This window comes from Halorubrum sp. GN12_10-3_MGM (genome assembly GCF_005435235.1).
In the GTDB taxonomy this organism is placed as follows: domain Archaea; phylum Halobacteriota; class Halobacteria; order Halobacteriales; family Haloferacaceae; genus Halorubrum; species Halorubrum ezzemoulense.
The window spans coordinates 14,214-32,715 of sequence record NZ_SGUB01000002.1 but is presented as its reverse complement, the minus strand read 5'-3'; the positions used below and the strand labels follow the sequence as shown (position 1 = coordinate 32,715).

Sequence of the window (18,502 nt, the reverse complement as noted above, 5' to 3'; positions counted from 1 at the left end):
TCCCGCTCACCCGTCGGGGTATTTCGGCTCGCGGCGCTCGGCGCGCTCCGTCGCGCGCTCGATCACCTCGCGGAGGGTGTCCGGGCCGTCGACGGCGCGGTAGACGTCGCCGTGGCCGGGGAACATCGCCCTCGTGGAGTCGGGCAGCCGGTCGAGGATCTCGCGGAGACTCTCGATCAGGCGCTCGCGCGACTGGCCGGCCATGTCGGTCCGGCCGAACGAGCCGTCGTCGAAGGCGCCGTCGTTGTACACCACCACGTCGCCCGAGTAGAGCCGCTCCGCGCCGACGAGCGAGACGTGGTCGTCGGCGTGTCCGGGGGTGTAGACGACCTCGCAGGACTCGTCGCCGACCACCACCTCGTCGCCGTCCCCGAGCGCGGCGTCCCGGAGCGGGTGATCGGCGTACGCGAGCACTTCCGCGTCGAAGCGCTCGACCACCGCGCCGAGCTCGCCCACGTGGTCGCGGTGCTGGTGCGTGATCACGACGCGGTCGAGGCCGTCGACGCCGGCGTCGGCGAGGGCGTCGGCGACGGCGTCCTCGACGCCGGGCATCGTTCCCGCGTCGACGAGCGTCGTCTCGTCCCCGACGACGAGGTACGCGTTACAGGTGAACTCCTCCGCGTCCGCGGTGACGGTGATCGGCTCCATGCCTCCACTCGCTCGCGGAGCGACAAAAGCGTACAGTCGCACCCCAGCGAGCCCCTCGGGTCCGCTGACGGCCGTGGATTTATCACTCACCCCCTGTTGGTGTCACACACAAATGGGCTTCGGCAGCTACGACGAGTCCGAACAGGAGAATCAGGACCTGGACGCGGACTTCGACGACGACGACGGCGTCCGGGCTGCCCAGGAGACCCACCAAGGGTCCGTGGACTACGAACCCGGCGCCTCGAACGACGAGCTTCTCGACCGGCTCCAGGAGATAAAGTCCGAGGACGCGTGAGTGACCACGCCGAGCCGCGCGCTCGGCGTCGCTTTCTCTGACGCCCGCGACGCGAGCCACGGGGCCGGCGTCGTCGTTCGCGCCGACGGGACCCCCGACGGCTTCGCGTTCGCGCGGTGTACCGTCGGCGGCACCGACGCGACCGACGCGGTGATCGACTGCTGGCGCACGCTCGCCCGCGAGGACGTCCGCCACGTGGTCTGTGCGGGGGTCGCGCCCGCGTGGTTCAACCTCCTCGACCTCGACGAACTCGCCGAGACGCTCGACCGCCCGGTCTACGCCGTGAGCTACGAGGCGAGCCCCGGGCTCGAACCGGCGCTCCGGGACGCGTTCGACGGCGAGGCCCTCGCCGACCGGCTCGCCGCGTACCGGTCGCTTCCGCCCCGCGTTCCGGTCGGCGACCCGGACTCGGATCGGCCCCGATTCGTCCGCGCGGTCGGTATCGAACCGGAGCGCGCCGCCGCGGCGATCCGGGGACTCACTCGCGACGGCTTCCGGCGCTGTGAGCCCCTCCGGATCGCGGCGCTCGCCGCGAGCGCGCACCGTGAGGCGGCGACGGCCGAGTAGGCGGGGCTCGGCGTGCGGCCCGTTCGACCGACGCTACTTAGACGACCGCGCCCGGAGCCGTGGGCATGAGCGAACACGGCGGCGACGGCTCCGCGCTCGACGAGGACCTCCGAGTGCCATCCTGCGAGCGGTGCCCGGCGCTGGTGGAGTCGCGGAGCCGGATCGTCGACGGCGTCGGCCCGACGAACGCGGACCTGCTGTTCGTCGGCGAGGGGCCGGGCGCGACCGAGGACGAGGAGGGCGAGCCGTTCGTGGGGCGGTCCGGCGACGTGCTCGACGAGGCGCTGCGCGACGCGGGGCTCGCCCGCGCCGACGTGCGGATCACGAACTGCGTGCGCTGCCGACCGCCGGACAACCGCGACCCGACGACCGAGGAGCTGGCGAACTGCCGCGGGTACCTCGAAAGCGAGATCGACCGACTCGACCCGGAGCTGATCGTGACGCTCGGGAAGGTGCCGAGCGAACACCTCCTCGACCGCTCGGTCGCGATCACCGGCGAGTCCGGCGACGTGGTCGACGCGCGGCTCGCCGGCGTGTCGCGGCGCGTACTGTTATCCGTCCACCCCGCAGCGACGCTGTACGACCGGAGTCAGCGCGACGGCTTCTTCGAGACGATCGGCCGGGCGGCCGAACTGAGCGGCGTCAGCGACCGGGGAGAAAACGGCGGCGACGGCCAGTCGCGGCTCGGCGAGTTCTGAGTCGGCTCAGTCGCGGCGGTCGCCGACGCCGAGCCACTTCTTCGGGTCGAACAGGCCGCGGATCGCTTCGATGAGCCCCTTCCCCTCGTGCTCGCCCGGCCGGAGCCGGGCGCGGATGCGCGAGGAGATGAGTTCGATGCCGAGGACGACGATGAACACCATCACCAGCCCCGCGGCGGTCTGCTGGAACTCGAAGAGGTCCTGACTGTTCCGGATCATCAGTCCGAGCCCGCCAGCGCCGACGACGCCGAGCGAGATCGCGATCCGGGTGTTGATCTCTAAGATGTACAGCGTCCACGCGATGAAGGAGCGGGAGACCTGACTCAACATCCCGAAGCTCACGGTCTGGGTGCCCGACGCACCGGTCGACCGGATCGCCTCGATCGGCCCCTCCTCGATCTCTTCGAGGTCGTCGGTGAACAGGCGGCCGAGGTTCCCGATGCTGTCGGTCGCGATCGCGAGCACCGCCGTCACCTGTCCCGGTGGGCCGATGGGGATGTACAGGAAAATCCAGACGATGGCGGGGATGGCGCGGATCCCGCTGAGGGTGCCCCGGAAGATGAAGTTGAACGGGAACGGCGTGACGCGCTCGCTCCCGAGGACCCCGAGGACGAGCGCGAACGGGAAGGCGAACACGGTGCCCATGATGCCGAGCAGGAGCGTCACGAGGCTCGCCTTCACCAGCGACTGCCGCGACGACTGGAAGCTCTCGATGATGTGGGCGCCGCCGTCGCCGAAGCTCGCGGGGATCGCTTGTAGCCCGCTGATCCCCTGGTCTTTGGTGTAGATCGTGAAGTTCTGGAAGTCCGGCGGGAAGAAGCCGGTCGAGATGAACTCGTACATCCCCGGAAGCCGCCCGGCGACGACGTTGGGCTGGAACCCGATGAAGCCGAGACCCCAGTAGGTGACGCCGAGAACGGCCGCGAGCAGCCCGGCCCACAGGAGGTATTTGAGTCGGCGGAGCCGTTCGAGCGCGCGGAACTGATCGTCGATCGCCGAGTCTGGCGAGCTCACGCCCGCTCACCCCCGTCGGCGGCGGCGTCGACGTCGGCGTCGCTCCCGCCGAGTTCGTCGCCGCTCGTTCCGGTCGGAACCGTCTTGCCGCCTTGGGCTTCGCCGTAGTAGATCCGGTCCATCTCGTCCATGGTGAGGTCGTCGGCGTCGCCGTCGAAGATCACCTCGCCGCCGCGGATCCCGAGGAACCGGTCCCCGAACTCTCGCGCGATGTTCACCTGGTGGAGGCTGGTGATCGTGGTGAGGTCCTGCTCGGTCGCCGCCTTCTTGAGGTAGCGCATCACGTCGCGGGCCGCCTTCGGGTCGAGGCTGGCGACCGGCTCGTCGGCGAGGACGATCTCGGGGTTCTGGACGAGCGCGCGGGCGATCCCGACGCGCTGTTTCTGTCCCCCGCTCATCGACTCGGCGCGCTGCCCGGCCTCGTCGAGGAGGCCGACGGTCTGGAGTGCCTCCAGGGCGGTCCGCTTGTCCGCGTCGTCGTGCATCCCGAGGGCGCTCCGGAGGAGCCCGTTCCGCGAGAGCGCCCCGGATAGCGCGTTGCCGAACGCGGTCTTGCTCTCGATGAGGTAGTGTTCCTGGAACACCATCCCGACCCCGCTGCGGTTCCCTTGAAGCTCTTCGCCGCCGATGCGAACGGACCCCTCGGTGGGTTCCGTGAGCCCGTTCAACACCCGCAACATCGTCGACTTGCCGGCACCGGAGGGACCGAGCAGAATGACGAACTCCCCCTCGTCGATGGTGAACGACACGTCGTCGAGGGCGACGGTGTCCTCGTCGTATATTTTACTGACGTTTTCGAATTCGATCGTTGGCATGAGGTGTGAGTTTGTTCAAAAACAGACCGATCGTGTGAAAAACGATCCGAAGTTGGGGGACTGTGAGGGATCTACTGATTGAAGATGTCGGTTCCGACGCCGAGCTCGTCGGCGACGTCGATGACGGACTGGTAGTCGTCCTGGGTCGCCCCGCGGACGCGGCTGAACCAGAGGTCGTCTTCGGTGCCGTCCTCGCTGTCCGCGCCGTAGTAGATGCTGTCCGGGCCCTCCAGGAACGCCTCCTGGATGGCGCTTTTCACGTCGTCGTCGAGCTCGGGCGAGACCACGATCGGTGCGCGCGGGAGCCCCTCGTCCTCGTGGAGGGTAGTCGCGACCTCCTGCCACTCGTCCGGCGTGGGGCCGGTCTTCGTGTCGCGGACGAAGCCGCCCATCGCGGCCGCGTCGACCTGGCCCTGTTCGAGGAGGGTGTACGAGCCGACGTGGCCGCCGGCGAAGCGGGCGTCGAACTCGGCCTGCGAGCCGTTGCCCTCGGGGAGCTCGCCGACGTCGAGGTCCCCCTGGCTCGACATGCTGTACAGCGGGTACAGCGCGCCGCTGGTGGAGAGCCGGTCGGAGAACGCGACCGTCTTCCCGGAGAGGTCGGACAGCTCGGTGATGTCGCTGTCGTTCGGCGTCGCGATGATGCTCTTGTACGTCCAGCCGCCGTAGCCGTACCGCTGGAGGATGACCTCCGCGTTGCCGGTCTTCACGCCGAGGGCGGCCGCGAACGGCCCGGTCTCGGCGATGTCCAGCGTCCCTTGGCCGAGAGACTGGATGATGGCGCTGTAGTTGCTTCCGATGGTCCCCTCAACGCTGAGGTCGCTGGGGACATCGTAGTTCTCCCGGAGGTAGCTCCCGATGTGCTCTTCGAGCGGGGAGTACTGTACGTTGAGGTCCTCCTGCGGGACGGACGGCGAGATGCCGAAGTCGATCGTGCCGTCGCCGCCGAACGTCATCTCCGGTTCGCTGTCCGACCCGTCGGAGCCGTTCGACCCGTCAGAGCCGTTCATGCCGTCGGAGCCGTCCGACCCGTCGCCGCCGCCGCTACAGCCGGCCAGTCCAACGATGCTTGCCGCACCCGCGATCTTGAGGAATTGGCGTCGTCGCTCCATGAGGAGTACGTGTGTGGGTTTTACTGTTCTATCAAAAGTGTTGCTGTTCAAATATACGTACGGCTACGTACCGCTATGCAACGCCTCACGGATGGAAACTGACTTCCACCGCGGTCGCGAACCGGAACCATGGACGAATCTCCACCGGACCGCGACGTGTCCGTCGCGCTCGTGGACTACGGGCTCGGGAACCTCCGGTCGGCGACCCGGGGGTTGGAGCGCGCGGGCGCGACCGTCGAGATCACCGACGATCCCGAGGCGTTCGCCGCGGCCGACGGCGTCGTTCTCCCGGGCGTCGGCGCGTTCCGCGAGGGGATGGAGAACGCCGGCCCGCTGCGCGAGGCGTTGACCGACCACGCCGAGGCCGGTCGCCCCCTCTTCGGGATCTGTCTCGGGATGCAGATGCTCCTGACGACGAGCGAGGAGGCCGACCACGAGGGCGAGGGCGAGGTGACCGGACTCGACCTGATCTCCGGTACCAACGTGCGCTTCGAGGTGGACCGGAAGGTGCCGCACATGGGCTGGAACGAGCTGGAAGTCGAGCGGGAGCATCCGCTGGTCGAGGGAGTCGACGGCGAGTACGCCTACTTCGTCCACTCCTACTACGCCGAGCCGGACGACGCCGACGCGGTCGTCGCCACCGCCGACTACGGGGTCGACTTCCCGGCGGTCGTCGCCAACGAGGCCGGCAACGTGTTCGGCACGCAGTTCCACCCCGAGAAGAGCGGCGAGACGGGGCTGACGATCCTGCGGAACTTCGTCGACTACTGCGCGGAGCGGTAGCCCCCGTTCCCTTCTACAGCGCGTCGTACGGCCCCGGCTTGGCCGCGGTCAGCCGGTCGACCTGCTCGTCCGACAGGTCGATCGTCGCCGCCGCGAGGTTCTCGCGCAGCTGGTCGACCGTCCGGGCGCCGACGATGGGCGCGGTGACGCCGTCGCGGTGCGCGAGCCACGCGAGCGCGGTCTGCGCGGGCGACGCGCCGACCTCGTCGGCGACCGCGTCCAGCTCGTCGTGGACGTCGAAGTTCTCCTCGGTGAGGTACGCCTCCTGGAAGCGGCTCGACTCGGCGGCCTTCGAGTCGTCGGGGAGGTCCGCGTCGCGGTCGTACTTCCCCGTCAGGAAGCCCTGCCCGAGCGGGCTCCACGGGGAGACGGCGAGATTCTGCTGGCGCGCGAACTCGAGGTAGTCCCCCTCGATCTCGCGGTCGACGAGGTTGTACCGCGGCTGGAGCACCGTGAACGGCTCCCACCCCTCGCTGCGGGCGATCGCGTTGGCGCGGGCGACCTTCCAGGCGTTCGGGCGGAGCGTGGAGGCGCCGAGGTAGTGGACCTTGCCGGACTCGACGAGCCCGTTGAGCGTCTTCATCAGCTCGCGGGCCGGCGTCTCGTCGTCCCAGCGGTGGATGTAGAGGACATCGATGTAGTCGGTGTCGAGCCGGTCGAGGAGGGCGCCGACGCGGTGGCGGACGTTCTTGCGGTTCGTCCCGCGGCTGTTCGGGTCGCCGTCGCGGATCTGCCAGTACACCTTCGACGCGATCGTGTAGCGCTCCCGGTCCCGCTCGGCGAGCCAGTCGCCGATCCAGCGCTCGCAGTCGCCGCCGCCGTACACGTCGGCGGTGTCGATGTACCGCCCGCCGGCCGCCTCGTAGGCGTCGAGCAGCTCGTGGGCGCGCTCCTCGTCGATCTCCACGTTCCCCGCCTCGGTCACGCGGCCGAACCGCCACGTGCCGAACTGGAGCTCGCTCGTCCGCAGGCCGGTTCGGCCGAGCGGCACGGTTCCCAGGTCGATCTCGTCGAGTTCGGGCGTCATCGCCGAACGGTTGTCGCGGTCGACGCAAAAAGGCACAGCAAGCGGACGCGATGTGTCAACGAGTGTCGATCGCAGGGGCCCAGTGGCGGCTACTCACAGGTCACGGCGAAGTGCTCCTCGGCCGCGGCCGCGGTACACACCGGGCAGCCGGTGTCGAGGATCGTCTTTCGCATCGCGTCGTTGACCTCGATAGTCTGGTCGCAGTCCGGACAGGTGAAGTGAACGGTGGTCAACGGCCTTCCTCTCGGTTCACGGATGCGCGGGCTGTGAACATAAATGAACGGTTCCGAACCGCGGCGCCGACGCCGCTTCGGAGGCGAGCCCTCACTCGGTGCGCGGGACCGCGTACGCGCCGACCGCGAGGAAGACGGCCGCGAGCGCGGTCAACACCAGCAGGTCGCCGGTCCACGCGCCGCCCTCGAAGGTGATCGCCCGGGTCCCCCGCGCGAAGTACGTCAGCGGCGAGGCCGCGACCGCGGGCCGGAACCACGCCGGCAGCAGCGACGGGGTGACGAACGTCTCGGAGAGGAAGAGGAGCGGGAGCGCGACCGTGTTGCTCGCGGCGATCACGCCGTCCTGCGAGTCGGCGAGCGCGCCGAGGACGGCTCCGAGCCCGCAGAACAGCGCGACCGCGACCGCGACGAAGACCGGCAGGACGGCCAGCGCGGGCGAGAGGATGAGCGTCGCGTCGGTCACCGCCAGCACGAGCCCGAAGATGAGCAGGCTCGCGGCGCCGATGATCCCGACGTTGACGAGCGTGTGCGCGAGCAGCCACTCGGCGCGGGAGAGGGGCGTCGTCGCGAGCTTCTCGAACCGCCCGCCGTCGCGGTGGCGCGCGATCTCGGACCCGACGCGCGACAGCGGCGTGAACAGGACGACGACCGCGAGGTAGCCGGGGATGTAGTAGCCCGCGGGCTCGGCGAAGAGGCCGCCGCCGGTCGGCTGGGTCCGCACCAGCGCGCCGAAGATGACGACGAGGATGACCGGGAAGAAGAAGGTGAAGAACACCGCCGTCCGGCGGCGCGTGAACGAGCGCGCCGCCGCGACCGCCTCCGTCCGGACCCGCCCGAGGCGGCTCATCGCTCCCCTCCGTCGGTGACGGCCTCGGTCGCCTCCGCCGCGCCGCCCCGCCGCGCGTACTCCTCGCCGGTGAGCCGCAGGTACACGTCCTCCAGCGACGGCTCGGACCACGAGAGCGAGTCGAACGCGACGCCGGCCGCGTCGAGCGCGTCGACCGCGTCCCCGATCGCCTCCGGGCGGACGCCGCGCACCCGGAGCCCGCCGTCGGTCGCCTCGACGGTCGGGTCGTCCCCGAGGCGCTCGCGGACGCCGGCCGCGACGCGCTCGACGGTCTCCTCGCCCGTCGCCGTCGCGGTGTCGGCGTCGAGGCGGGGCGCGCCGCCGTGCTCGGCGACCAGTCGGTCGGGGGCTCCGCTCGCGACGACCCGCCCGTCGCGGAGCAGCGCGACCCGGTCGGCGAGCCGCTCGACTTCGTCCATCGCGTGGCTCGTGAGGAAGACGGTCGTCCCGCCGGCCGCGAGCCGCTCGATCAGGCGGTGGATCGCCCGGCGGCCGGCCGGGTCGATCCCCGTCGTCGGCTCGTCGAGGAAGAGGAGGTCGGGGTCGTTGACGACGGCGGTCGCGACGCAGGTGCGCCGCTGCTGGCCCCCGGAGAGCGTCTCGTACCAGGCGTCGGCGTCGTCCGCCATCCCCACGTCATCGAGGACGGACTCGGTGTCGCGGGCCGCGTCGTACAGCCCGCCGTAGTAGTCGACCAGCTCCCGAGCCGTGAGCCGCGCGGGCGGGTCGAACGACTGCGGCAGCAGCCCGATCCGGGCCGGGTCGACCGCCGCCGGCGCCTCGCCGAAGACGCGCAGGTCGCCCTCGGCCTCGGTGGTCCCCGTGAGCGCGCGCACCAGCGTCGTCTTCCCGGCGCCGTTCGGTCCGATGAGCCCGAACACCTCGCCGGCCGCGACGTCGAGGTCGACCCCGTCGAGCGCGACGACCTCGCCGTACTCCTTCCGGACCCCCCCGCCGGCGACGACGGGGTCGGCCGCGGCCCCGTCGGCGGCCGTTCCCGCGGCGGCGTCGGCGGTCGCTGTCTCATCCATGCGATCGACTGCGGCCGCCGCGCGCGTAAGGGTTACTTTTCGGTCGACGCAGGGGTGTCGGCCCCTCCGGCGCGGTCGTGGTCACCGCGCCCGCCCTCCCGGTCAGGTCCGTTACGTCTAAGCGACGCGCCGCCGACTCACGGGACATGCACTACCACGAGGCGGCGGCGTTCCTCTTCGACCTCCGCCGCTTCTCGGTCAAGCCCGGCACGGATCGGGTGGAGGCGCTGCTCGCGCACCTCGGGGACCCGCAGGCGGACGTTCCGTTCGTCCAGATCGCCGGCTCGAACGGGAAGGGCAGCGCGGCGCGGCTGACCGAGTCGGTCCTCCGGGAGGCGGGGCTGTCGGTGGGGCTGTACACCTCGCCGCACCTCTCCGCGCTCGCCGAGCGGGTCCGCGTCGACGGCCGGCAGATGACCGAGTCAGCGATCGCCGACTTCGTCGAGGCGGTGCGCCCGTGGCTGATCGACCGGGCGGCCGCCGGCGAGCCGCTCACCTTCTTCGAGGTCGTCACGGCGATGGCCGTCCGCGAGTTCGCGCGGCGCGACGTGGACGTGGCCGTCCTGGAGGTCGGCCTCGGCGGCGAGTACGACGCGACCAGCGCGGTCGACCCCGTCGCGACCGCCGTGACGAACGTCTCGCTCGAACACACCGACGTGCTGGGCGACACGATCGCCGAGATCGCCCGGACGAAGGCCCGGATCGCCCACCCCGACGCGCCGCTCGTCACCGCCTGTGAGGGCGAGGCGCTCGACGTGGTCCGCGAGGTCGCCGGCGAGGCGGGCGCGCCGGTGACGCGAGTGGTCGGAGACGGCGCGTCGGAGGCGGCCGATCCCGATGATAGCGACGAGGACACCGAAGCCGACGATAGCGACGAGGACGCCGAAGCCGACGATAGCGACGAGGACGCTGAACCCGACGAGCGCGACGAGGGCGCCGACCCCACCGATAGCGACGCCGAACCCGACGACCCGCCGGCGTTCGCGGCGAGCTACGAGGGTCGCGTCAGCGCCACCGACGCCGAGGTCGCGCTCGCCGGCGAGCGCGAGGGCACCTACCGAATCCCGCTCGTCGGGCGCCATCAGGCGACGAACGCGGCCGTCGCCGTCGCGCTCGCGGACCGGACCGCGGCAGCGTTGCGAACCGACCTCGACGACCGCGACGTGCGCGACGGCCTCGCGCGGGCGACGTGGCCCGGCCGGTTCGAGGTGGTCGACACCGCGCCGCTGACCGTCCTCGACGGCGCGCACAACCCCGCGGCCGCCCGCACGCTCGCCGCGACGCTCGCCGAGTACGACTACGACGACCTCCACCTTGTGTACGCGGCGATGCACGACAAGGACCACGCCGAGACGGCTGCGGCGCTCCCGGACGCGGCGACGGCGGTCACCTGCCGGCCCGCCATCGACCGCGCCGAGGACCCCGCGGTCCTCGCGGCGGCGCTGCGCTCCGCCGGCGTCGACCGCGTGACCGCCGGCGACGACGTGGCGGACGCGCTCGCGGCGGCGGTCGACCGCGCCGAGGCGGGCGACTGCGTGCTGCTCGTCGGCTCGCTGTTCGCCGTCGCCGAGGCCCGGGCGGCGCGGATGCGAACGGTCCGCGAGCGGACGGTCCGCGGCGTCGACGGCGCGGCCCACGCGCTCGACACGGCCGGCGTTCAACCAGACGGGATCGCGGCGCACCGGGACGGCGTCGACCACCGCACCCTCACGCTCCGGCTACGAGGCGATCGGGCCGAGCGCGTCGCGGCCGCGGCGCGGATCGTCGGCGGCGACGCAGCACTCGGGGGGCTCGGCGCGAACGAGGACCGGGGGGCCGGCGGCGAGCACGTCCCCGTCACCGTCGCGGGAACGGTCGCCGAGCTCCGCGCGCTCGTCGACCGGCTCGCCGCGAGCGACGGCGGCGGGCTCGGCGGCGTGGCGACCGACATCGCCGCGTCGGTCGGGATCGACGCGCCGGACGGTAGGTCGGCGTCCGCGGACGACGAGTCCGCCCCGGAGTTCCCGTGGAGCGACCGGACCGCCGTGATGGGCGTGCTCAACGTCACGCCGGACTCCTTCCACGACGGGGGGCGCCACGCCGACCTCGACGACGCGGTCGCGGGCGTCGAGCGGATGGTCGACGCCGGGGTCGACATCGTCGACGTCGGCGGCGAGTCGACCCGTCCGGGCGCCGACCCGGTCCCGGCGGACGAGGAGATCGAGCGCGTCGTCCCGACGATCGAGGCGATCCAGTCGGTGCCTGCGGTCGGGTCCGGGGACGTGCTCGTCTCGGTCGACACGCGCAAGCCGGCGGTCGCGCGGGCGGCGCTGGACGCGGGCGCGGACATCATCAACGACGTGACGGGGCTAGAGGACCCGGCGATGCGGTCGGTCGTCGCCGACGCCGACTGCCCGGTGATCGTGATGCACAGCCTCGACGCACCGGTCGACCCGGACGCCGACCCCGAGTACGACGACGTGGTCGGCGAGGTCGTCGACGCGCTGCGCGAGCGCCTCGCGCTGGCCGACACGGCGGGCATCGACCGCGACCGCGTCATCGTCGACCCCGGGATCGGCTTCGGGAAGTCGCCCGCGGAGGACTTCGAGCTGCTCGCGCGCTGCGGCGAGTTCGCGGCGCTCGGCTGCCCGGTCCTCGTCGGCCACTCCCACAAGTCGCTGTACGGCGCGGTCGGGCGCGACGCCGACGACCGCGAGCACGCGACGGTCGCCGGCACCGCGCTCGCGGCCGACCGCGGCGCCGACATCGTCCGGGTCCACGACGTGGCCGAGAACCGCGCGGCGGTCGACGTCGCCGCGGCGGCGAACGGCGCGCTCCGCGACGGGGAGGACCCGGAGTGACTCGGCATCGGCTCCCGCTCGGCCCGGGAGCGGCCCCGCGCCGCGCCGACGGCAGCGTTTTGCCTCGCGATCCCCTCGCGCCGGTATGACCCGGCGCCTGCTGCTCGGCTGTAGCGCGGTCGGGAACGCGCTCGTCGAGCGCGCCCGCGAGGAGCGCGGCGACCGCGACGACCTGGTGGCGATCACGGACGACACCGGCTGGGTGTCGACACTGCGCGACCGCAACGTCGCCACCGTCGAGGCCGACCCCTCCGACCCCGCGACGTATCCGGACTCGGCGGCGGTCGTGCTGGTCGCGAGCGACGACCCCGAGCGCAACGTCGCCGCCGCGCGCGCCGCTCGGGACAGGTACCCGGACGCGATGATCGTCGCGCACCTCGGTACGGCGCCGACCGAGGAGCAGCGGGCGGCGGTCGAGGCGGTCGCCGACCGCGTGGTCGACCCCGTCGAGGCGGTCGTCGATCGGGTCTCCGAGGCGATCGGACTCGCCGACGGTCGCGGCGCCTCCCCCGGGGCGGCCCTCTCGCGCGCCAATGCCGACGACGGCGAGAAGCCGGCCCGGCTGCTCGCGACGCTCCGGGGGTTCTCGGGGCCCCTGTTGGTCGTCGCGCACGACAACCCCGACCCGGACGCCATCGCCAGCGCGCTCGGGCTGGCGCGGATCGCGGAGTCGATCGGCGTCGACGCCGACGCCTGCTACGGCGGCGACATCTCCCATCAGGAGAACCGCGCGCTGGTGAACCTCCTCGACATCGGGCTCCGGTCGTTCGACGGGGTGGACCTCGACGAGTACGGCGGCGTCGCCCTGGTCGACCACTCCCGCGCCGGGATCAACGACAGCCTCCCCGAGGGCCACCCGGTCGACGTGGTCGTCGACCACCACCCGCCGCGGGGGCCGGTCGCGGGATCGTTCGTCGACATCCGGCCCGACGTCGGTGCGACGAGCACGCTCATCGCCGAGTACCTCTCGCGGTACGGGATCGCGCCGGACCGGGAACTCGCCACGTCGCTGCTGTACGGCATCCGGATCGACACGAAGGACTTCACCCGCGCGACCGCGACCGACGACTTCGAGGCGGCCGCCGCGCTGCTCGCGCACGCCGACGAGTCGACGCTCGAACGCGTCGAGAGCCCGAGCGTGAGCCCGGAGACGCTCCGCGTCCTCGCGGCCGCCATCGAGAACCGCGACGTGCGCGGGTCGGTCGCGGCCTCCTGCGTCGGCGAGATAACCGACCGCGACGCGCTCGCGCAGGCGGCCGATCGGCTTCTCGACCTGGAGGACGTGACAGTGACGTTCGTCTACGGCTACACCGACGGCGTGATCTACGGCTCTGCCCGCGCCCGCGGCGCCGAGGTCGACGCCGGCGAGTTGCTGCGCGACGCGCTCGATCCCGCGGGGTCGGCCGGGGGCCACGCCTCGATGGCTGGCGCGCAGGTCCCGCTCGGCATCCTCTCCGCGGTCGACGAGTCGGAGTCGCTGCCCGAGGTCGTCGAGGAGTTCGTCGCCGGGCGCTTCTTCGAGGCCCTCGACGACGCGCCGGCGCAGCCGACCGGGCTTCCGCCGGAGTTCCCGACGGACTGAGGCGCCGTCGTGCGAACCGGTCGCGAGGCGGCGTAAGACACTCATCACCGGGCGCCGAGATAGCGCCTGTTCCCGCCATGTCCGACGGCCTCTACGACGAGCGCCCGCGGCTGTACGACGCGATCCAGTCGGAGTGGGACTACGACCGCGACGCCGGCTTCGTGTTCGACGCGCTCGCCGACCGCGGCGTCGACCCCGAGCGTCTGCTGGAGGTCGGCTGCGGAACCGGCGAGCACACGCGCCGGTTCGCGGCCCGCGGAGTCGACGTGACCGCGATCGACGTCCACGAGGGGATGCTCGCGGTCGCGCGGGAGAAGTGCCCCGCCGACGCCGTCTCGATCTACCGGACCGGGCTCCCGGAGCCGGACCTACACGACACCGAACCGTTCGACGCCGCCGTCGCCATCCGCGGCGTCGTGAACCACCTCGGGCCCGGCGACCTCGACCCCGCGCTCGCCGCGCTCCGGGACCGACTCCGGCCCGGCGGCGTCCTCGTCTTCGATAATTCCCCGCTGCCGTCCGACGGGAACTCCCCGGGTCTCGACGTTGGCCACAACACAAATGGGGAACTCCGGTACGTCCGCGTCGCGCACCACGTCGCGACCGACGACGGCCGGCTCGACTGGCGCGCGGTGACGTTCACCCCCGACGGCGACCCGTTCACCGACCGGCGCCGGATGACGCCGTTCGCCGACGAACGGATCGGCGACGCGCTCGCAGATGCCGGGTTCGACGACGTTGACGTGTCCTCGGGGTACGGCCCCGGCGACGACCGGAGCGTGTTCGTCGCGGTGCGGTGAGCGGGTCCGCGGCAGTTCGTCGAACGGGTCCGCGGCAGTTCGTCGAGCGGGTCCGCAGCAGTTCGTCGAGCGGGTCGGTGGTGGTCCGGCGGGCAAGTCCGCGGCAGCATCGGCGGGGCGGTCGTGCGGGAATCGCGCAACGGTCGCAACGTACATAGGACGCGGCGGCCAACTGTAGGTAATGACCGACGACATCGTCGAACACCGCCGACTCATCATCGCCGGCACCGGTATCTCGGGTCTCTCCGCGGCCATATACGCCGCGCGCTCGAACAACGACCCGCTGCTCGTCGAGGGCGACGAGCCGGGCGGCCAGCTCACGCTGACGACCGACGTGGAGAACTACCCCGGCTTCCCCGAGGGGATCTCCGGGCCGGGGCTGATCAACGACATGAAAGAGCAGGCGCAGAAGTTCGGCGCCGAGACCCGAAACGGCGTCATCGAGGACGTCTCGAAGGAGCCGGCGGGCCACTTCCACGTCGCGCTCACCGACGGCGACGTGTACACCGCCGACGCCGTCATTGCGGCGTCGGGCGCCAGCGCGCGGACGCTCGGCGTCCCCGGCGAGGAGGAGCTGATGGGTTACGGCCTCTCCACCTGCGCGACCTGCGACGGCGCGTTCTTCCGCGACGAGGACATGCTCGTCGTCGGCGGCGGCGACGCCGCGATGGAGGAGGCGAACTTCCTGACGAAGTTCGCGGACACGGTGTACATCGCGCACCGCCGCGAGGAGTTCCGCGCCGAGGACGTGTGGATCGAGCGCACGATGGACGCCGTCGAAGACGGCGAGATCGAGCTCCTCCTCAACACCGAGCTCACCGAGATCCACGGCACCCCCGAGGACGGCATCGACCGCGTGACCCTCGTCGAACACCCCGACGGCCACCCGAAGGAGAAGCTCGACGACCCCGCGACCGCCGACGCGGTCGACGAGTACGACTTCGACGTGGGGGCCGTCTTCTACGCCATCGGTCACACGCCGAACACCGACTTCCTCGAAGGCACCGGTATCGAGACCGACGACGACGGCTACCTGCTCACCGAGGGCGGCCGCGGCGGCGGCCAGACCCGGACCGGCGTCGAGGGGCTCTTCGGCGCGGGCGACGTGGTCGACTTCCACTACCAGCAGGCGGCCACCGCCGGCGGGATGGGCGTGAAGGCCGCGCTCGACGCCGACGAGTACCTCTCCGAGCGCGAGCGCGCCGGCGAGCTGTACGAAGGCGAGCTCGACGCCGCGGCCGCGGACGACTGAAGCGCGGTCCGTCGGTTCCGACGCGTTCGATTCGCCGTCTCGACGGCTCCGTCCACACCCGTGACGCGATCGGTGACGCAAACCCCTCTTTGAGTTATACGCGGTACTATTTCCGCCTCTCCCGTCGTTGGACACGTGATGAACAGACGCGGTCTGGTCGTCGTCGCCGCTGCGCTCGCGTTGTTCGTGACCGGTAGCGCCGTCGCCCTCGCCGGCCCCGTGTCGGGAGGGCCCGGCGGCCTCCTCGGCGGGGCGAGCGATCCGCCGGCGCTGCTCCACTTCGATACCGACGAGGTCCGCTGTCCCGACGACTTCTCGGCGAACAGCTCGACGTCGGTGGTCGCCGGCGCCGAGAACACGGAGATCACGTACTCCAGAAACGTCTCGCTGCCGGGACCCTCGCACGCGATCGGCGGCCCGACGTTCGAGCGGGTGAACGACTCCGCCTACGTGCTCGACGTTCCGACCGAGGAGACGGACGCGGCGCCGCGGTCGTGTTCCGGCGTCGTCCGCTACAACGGCACAGTGCGGATTCCCGCGGCCGACGACCCGTGGACCCTGATCGTGAAACAGGACGGCGAGACGGTCACGACGCTGCGCGGCGACTCGGACTCCTCGCTCCTCGGCGGGTCGACGAGCGTGAGCGGCAGCGTTTCGGCTCCCGATTCTGGGAGCAACTCGACGGACTCGTCGGAGTGAATCGGGCGAGCTATCGTAGCCGAACTCCCAGTTGCTCGCTTATGAACAACTGACAATCGACCGGCGGTGGCCGCATCCAAAGCCCCAGCCGAGAGGCGGGCGCACGCTCGCTGTGTTCCTCAGTCGCTCGCGCTGCTCGCTCCTTTCGGTGCTTGCGTGGCCTGTGCCCGTCTCTCGGCTGCCCATTTGAATCCCACCCCGCACAGCAACCGCACCTCACACCTCCCCAGCCTCGTCAGTCGCCCTCCGCGTTGCTCCGGGCGACTGACTCCCTCGCGCGCGCTCCTCGCGCCCTCCGGGCGCTCGGAGGCACGCGCCACCGTAGTTCTATTTGTAAATGGTCGCCATCGCCGACCGATTCAGGACAGAATCTCCACGTCGTACCCTTCCGCTTCGAGTGCGTCGACGATGTCGGCGGCGTGTTCGGCGTCGTCGGTCTCTAATTCGAGTTCGAGTTCGGCGGCGTTGACGGCCACGTCCCGCGAGGTTCGGTCGTGGTGGACCGCGTACACGTTCGCGCCGGTGCGCGCGACGATGCTGGAGACGCGCTCCAGTTCGCCGGGTCGGTCCTTCAGGTCGATCGTGATCTTGAGGTACCGGCCCATCTGGACGAGCCCGCGCCGGACCACGGTGCCGAGGCGGTTGAGGTCGATGTTACCGCCGCAGAGCGCGGCGACGACCGTCTCGCCGTCGTCGTACTCGAACGCCTCCGAGAGGACGGCGGCGAGCGCGACCGCGCCCGCGCCCTCCACGAGCGTCTTCGCGCGCTCCAAGAGCAGCGTGAGGGCCAAGGCGATCTCGCGGTCGTCGACGGTGACGACCTCGTCGACGTACTCGGCCATGACCTCGAGGGTCTCCTCGCCGACTGACCGCGTCGCGATCCCGTCGGCGATCGTGTCGACGCTGTCGATCTCCGTGACCTCGCCCGCCTCGAGCGACTTCGCGGCCGACGCCGCACCCTCCGCCTGGACCCCCACGACGCGCACGTCCGGCAGCTGCTCTTTGATCGCCACCGAGACGCCCGAGATCAGGCCGCCGCCGCCGATCGGGACGACGACCGTGTCGAGGTCGGGGCAGTCGTCGACGATCTCCAAGCCGAGGGTCCCCTGTCCGGCCATCACCACGGGGTCGTCGAACGCGTGGACGTAGGTCCGGTCCTCCTCGCGCTCCAGCCGGTGCGCGTACGCCTGCGCTTCGTCGTAGTCGACGCCCTCCAGGCGAACGCTCGCGCCGTACCCGCGGGTGGCCTTCACCTTCGAGACGGGCGCGAACTTCGGCATCACGACGGTGGCGTCGACGCCAGCGCGACTCGCCGCCAGCGCGACGCCCTGCGCGTGGTTCCCGGCGCTCGCGGTGACGACGCCGGCCTCGCGCTCCGCCTCCGAGAGCGTCTGTATCCGGTTCATCGCGCCGCGAATCTTGAACGCGCCGGTCCGCTGGAAGTTCTCCAGTTTCAGGTGGAGGTCCGCGCCGCTCATCTCGGAGAACGAGCGCGACCGCTCAAGCGGCGTGTGGCGGGCGACGCCCGAGACCCGCTCGCGCGCCTCGCGGATGTCGGCAAGACTGAGCATGCCACCCCGTCGCCGCGCCGCCCGCTAATCGGTTCCGGTCGGGGGCGACCGTCCACGGGACGGTCGACGGCACCCGCCGCGGTCGCCGTGTGCCGACTGCCTGCCGCCGGGCGGCCCGGCACGCCGAGCCGACGGCTCGCGGTCGGTGAAAGGGGGAATGCACGCGTGTGACGTGCGAGTGAAACGATGCGACGGAAATACAAAAAGGTGGGGCTACCAGAGCGAAAGTGAAACCGCACGACAGCGGCGCCGTCATCCGCCCGTCAGACGGTATCTCGGGGGGTCAGTCGCACCCGCACGTCGCGGGCGTCGAGGACGGAGCGCACTCGGTTGTGGAACGGGCCGGATCCGGGCCACGTCGCGTCCGCGTCGAGGCGCTCGGGGTCGCCGACGTACACCGCGGCGGCGTCGGGGTAGTCGGCCGGCGCGTCGAGCGGGACGGTCTCGCGGACGTACAGTCCGCCCCCGACGTCCTCGTAGGCGTCGAGCGCGTCGACGGCCTCCGTCCGGAGGAGTCGGCCCCCCGTCTCGCCGCCCGGCGCGAGCGTCGGGTACCGCCCCTCCACGAGCCGGAGGCCGTCGAGCGTCGCGGAGCCGACGAAGACGAACGAGTCGACGACCTCGGCGACCCGCTCCGGTTCGGTCAGCGTCCCGTACACGAAGACGTCCATGGGTGCCGTGGGTCGCT

At 71.5% G+C, this 18,502-nt stretch carries 19 protein-coding genes; 9 read left to right on the top strand and 10 right to left on the bottom strand.

Annotated elements, in window-relative coordinates; genetic code table 11:
- Nucleotides 1–6: 6 nt before the first annotated feature.
- On the bottom strand, nt 7–648 hold the full coding sequence (locus EXE47_RS01865) for an MBL fold metallo-hydrolase (protein ID WP_089308840.1): 642 nt from the start codon (nt 646–648) through the stop codon (nt 7–9).
- A gap of 112 nt (nt 649–760) precedes the next feature.
- On the opposite strand from EXE47_RS01865, the gene EXE47_RS01860 reads away from it, so the two are divergent.
- The 3 genes from EXE47_RS01860 to EXE47_RS01850 all read left to right on the top strand — a co-directional run bounded on the left by EXE47_RS01860 (nt 761) and on the right by EXE47_RS01850 (nt 2,208).
- Nucleotides 761–943: a DUF5786 family protein gene (locus EXE47_RS01860; protein ID WP_007995123.1), complete on the top strand. Its 183-nt coding sequence runs from the start codon at nt 761–763 to the stop codon at nt 941–943.
- Nucleotides 944–1,510 (top strand): DUF99 family protein, encoded by a 567-nt coding sequence (locus EXE47_RS01855; RefSeq protein ID WP_049931817.1) that lies wholly within the window; start codon nt 944–946, stop codon nt 1,508–1,510.
- Nucleotides 1,511–1,575: 65 nt separating this feature from the next.
- Nucleotides 1,576–2,208 carry a uracil-DNA glycosylase family protein gene (locus EXE47_RS01850; RefSeq protein ID WP_089308841.1) on the top strand — a complete coding sequence of 211 codons (633 nt, stop codon included), beginning with the start codon at nt 1,576–1,578 and terminating at the stop codon, nt 2,206–2,208.
- Between the two features lie 6 nt (nt 2,209–2,214).
- Here EXE47_RS01850 and EXE47_RS01845 read toward each other — a convergent pair whose 3' ends face one another.
- The 3 genes from EXE47_RS01845 to EXE47_RS01835 form a co-directional block, all read right to left on the bottom strand.
- Entirely contained in the window at nt 2,215–3,222 is a 1,008-nt protein-coding gene (locus EXE47_RS01845) for an ABC transporter permease (RefSeq protein ID WP_049931821.1), read from the bottom strand.
- Nucleotides 3,219–4,037 (bottom strand): phosphonate ABC transporter ATP-binding protein, encoded by an 819-nt coding sequence (gene phnC / locus EXE47_RS01840; protein ID WP_049931823.1) that lies wholly within the window; start codon nt 4,035–4,037, stop codon nt 3,219–3,221. The genes EXE47_RS01845 and phnC overlap by 4 nt, the downstream gene beginning before the upstream one ends.
- A gap of 71 nt (nt 4,038–4,108) precedes the next feature.
- On the bottom strand, nt 4,109–5,149 hold the full coding sequence (locus tag EXE47_RS01835; RefSeq protein WP_089308842.1) for a phosphate/phosphite/phosphonate ABC transporter substrate-binding protein: 1,041 nt from the start codon (nt 5,147–5,149) through the stop codon (nt 4,109–4,111).
- A gap of 129 nt (nt 5,150–5,278) precedes the next feature.
- On the opposite strand from EXE47_RS01835, the gene hisH reads away from it, so the two are divergent.
- Nucleotides 5,279–5,932: an imidazole glycerol phosphate synthase subunit HisH gene (gene hisH / locus EXE47_RS01830; RefSeq protein WP_049931826.1), complete on the top strand. Its 654-nt coding sequence runs from the start codon at nt 5,279–5,281 to the stop codon at nt 5,930–5,932.
- Nucleotides 5,933–5,945: 13 nt separating this feature from the next.
- On the opposite strand, the gene EXE47_RS01825 is transcribed toward hisH, so the two are convergent.
- The 4 genes from EXE47_RS01825 to EXE47_RS01810 form a co-directional block, all read right to left on the bottom strand.
- A complete protein-coding gene (locus EXE47_RS01825) occupies nt 5,946–6,959 on the bottom strand; it encodes an aldo/keto reductase (protein WP_089308843.1) in 1,014 nt (337 codons plus the stop codon).
- 89 nt (nt 6,960–7,048) lie between these two features.
- Nucleotides 7,049–7,192 (bottom strand): zinc ribbon domain-containing protein, encoded by a 144-nt coding sequence (locus EXE47_RS01820; RefSeq protein WP_129452291.1) that lies wholly within the window; start codon nt 7,190–7,192, stop codon nt 7,049–7,051.
- A gap of 91 nt (nt 7,193–7,283) precedes the next feature.
- On the bottom strand, nt 7,284–8,039 hold the full coding sequence (locus EXE47_RS01815; RefSeq protein ID WP_137707960.1) for an ABC transporter permease: 756 nt from the start codon (nt 8,037–8,039) through the stop codon (nt 7,284–7,286).
- Complete coding sequence (locus EXE47_RS01810) at nt 8,036–9,070, bottom strand: ABC transporter ATP-binding protein (protein WP_089308844.1); 1,035 nt, start codon at nt 9,068–9,070, stop codon at nt 8,036–8,038. The genes EXE47_RS01815 and EXE47_RS01810 overlap by 4 nt, the downstream gene beginning before the upstream one ends.
- Before the next feature lie 146 nt (nt 9,071–9,216).
- Between EXE47_RS01810 and folP the strand changes: the two genes are divergently transcribed.
- The 5 genes from folP to EXE47_RS01785 all read left to right on the top strand — a co-directional run bounded on the left by folP (nt 9,217) and on the right by EXE47_RS01785 (nt 16,243).
- The gene (folP, locus tag EXE47_RS01805; RefSeq protein ID WP_089308845.1) at nt 9,217–11,910 is read left to right on the top strand and encodes a dihydropteroate synthase; all 2,694 of its coding nucleotides are present in this window, start codon (nt 9,217–9,219) and stop codon (nt 11,908–11,910) included.
- 85 nt (nt 11,911–11,995) lie between these two features.
- Nucleotides 11,996–13,492: a DHH family phosphoesterase gene (locus EXE47_RS01800; RefSeq protein WP_049931836.1), complete on the top strand. Its 1,497-nt coding sequence runs from the start codon at nt 11,996–11,998 to the stop codon at nt 13,490–13,492.
- A gap of 77 nt (nt 13,493–13,569) precedes the next feature.
- Nucleotides 13,570–14,292, top strand: coding sequence for a bifunctional 2-polyprenyl-6-hydroxyphenol methylase/3-demethylubiquinol 3-O-methyltransferase UbiG (locus tag EXE47_RS01795; protein WP_089308846.1), 723 nt, complete (start codon nt 13,570–13,572; stop codon nt 14,290–14,292).
- Nucleotides 14,293–14,473: 181 nt separating this feature from the next.
- A complete protein-coding gene (locus EXE47_RS01790) occupies nt 14,474–15,544 on the top strand; it encodes an NAD(P)/FAD-dependent oxidoreductase (protein ID WP_089308847.1) in 1,071 nt (356 codons plus the stop codon).
- 138 nt (nt 15,545–15,682) lie between these two features.
- On the top strand, nt 15,683–16,243 hold the full coding sequence (locus tag EXE47_RS01785) for a hypothetical protein (protein ID WP_089308848.1): 561 nt from the start codon (nt 15,683–15,685) through the stop codon (nt 16,241–16,243).
- Between the two features lie 359 nt (nt 16,244–16,602).
- On the opposite strand, the gene ilvA is transcribed toward EXE47_RS01785, so the two are convergent.
- Nucleotides 16,603–17,814, bottom strand: a complete 1,212-nt coding sequence (ilvA, locus tag EXE47_RS01780) for a threonine ammonia-lyase (RefSeq protein ID WP_089308849.1) — start codon at nt 17,812–17,814, stop codon at nt 16,603–16,605.
- A gap of 263 nt (nt 17,815–18,077) precedes the next feature.
- Nucleotides 18,078–18,485 carry a gamma-glutamylcyclotransferase family protein gene (locus EXE47_RS01775; protein WP_089308850.1) on the bottom strand — a complete coding sequence of 136 codons (408 nt, stop codon included), beginning with the start codon at nt 18,483–18,485 and terminating at the stop codon, nt 18,078–18,080.
- Between the last annotated feature and the right edge of the window lie 17 nt (nt 18,486–18,502).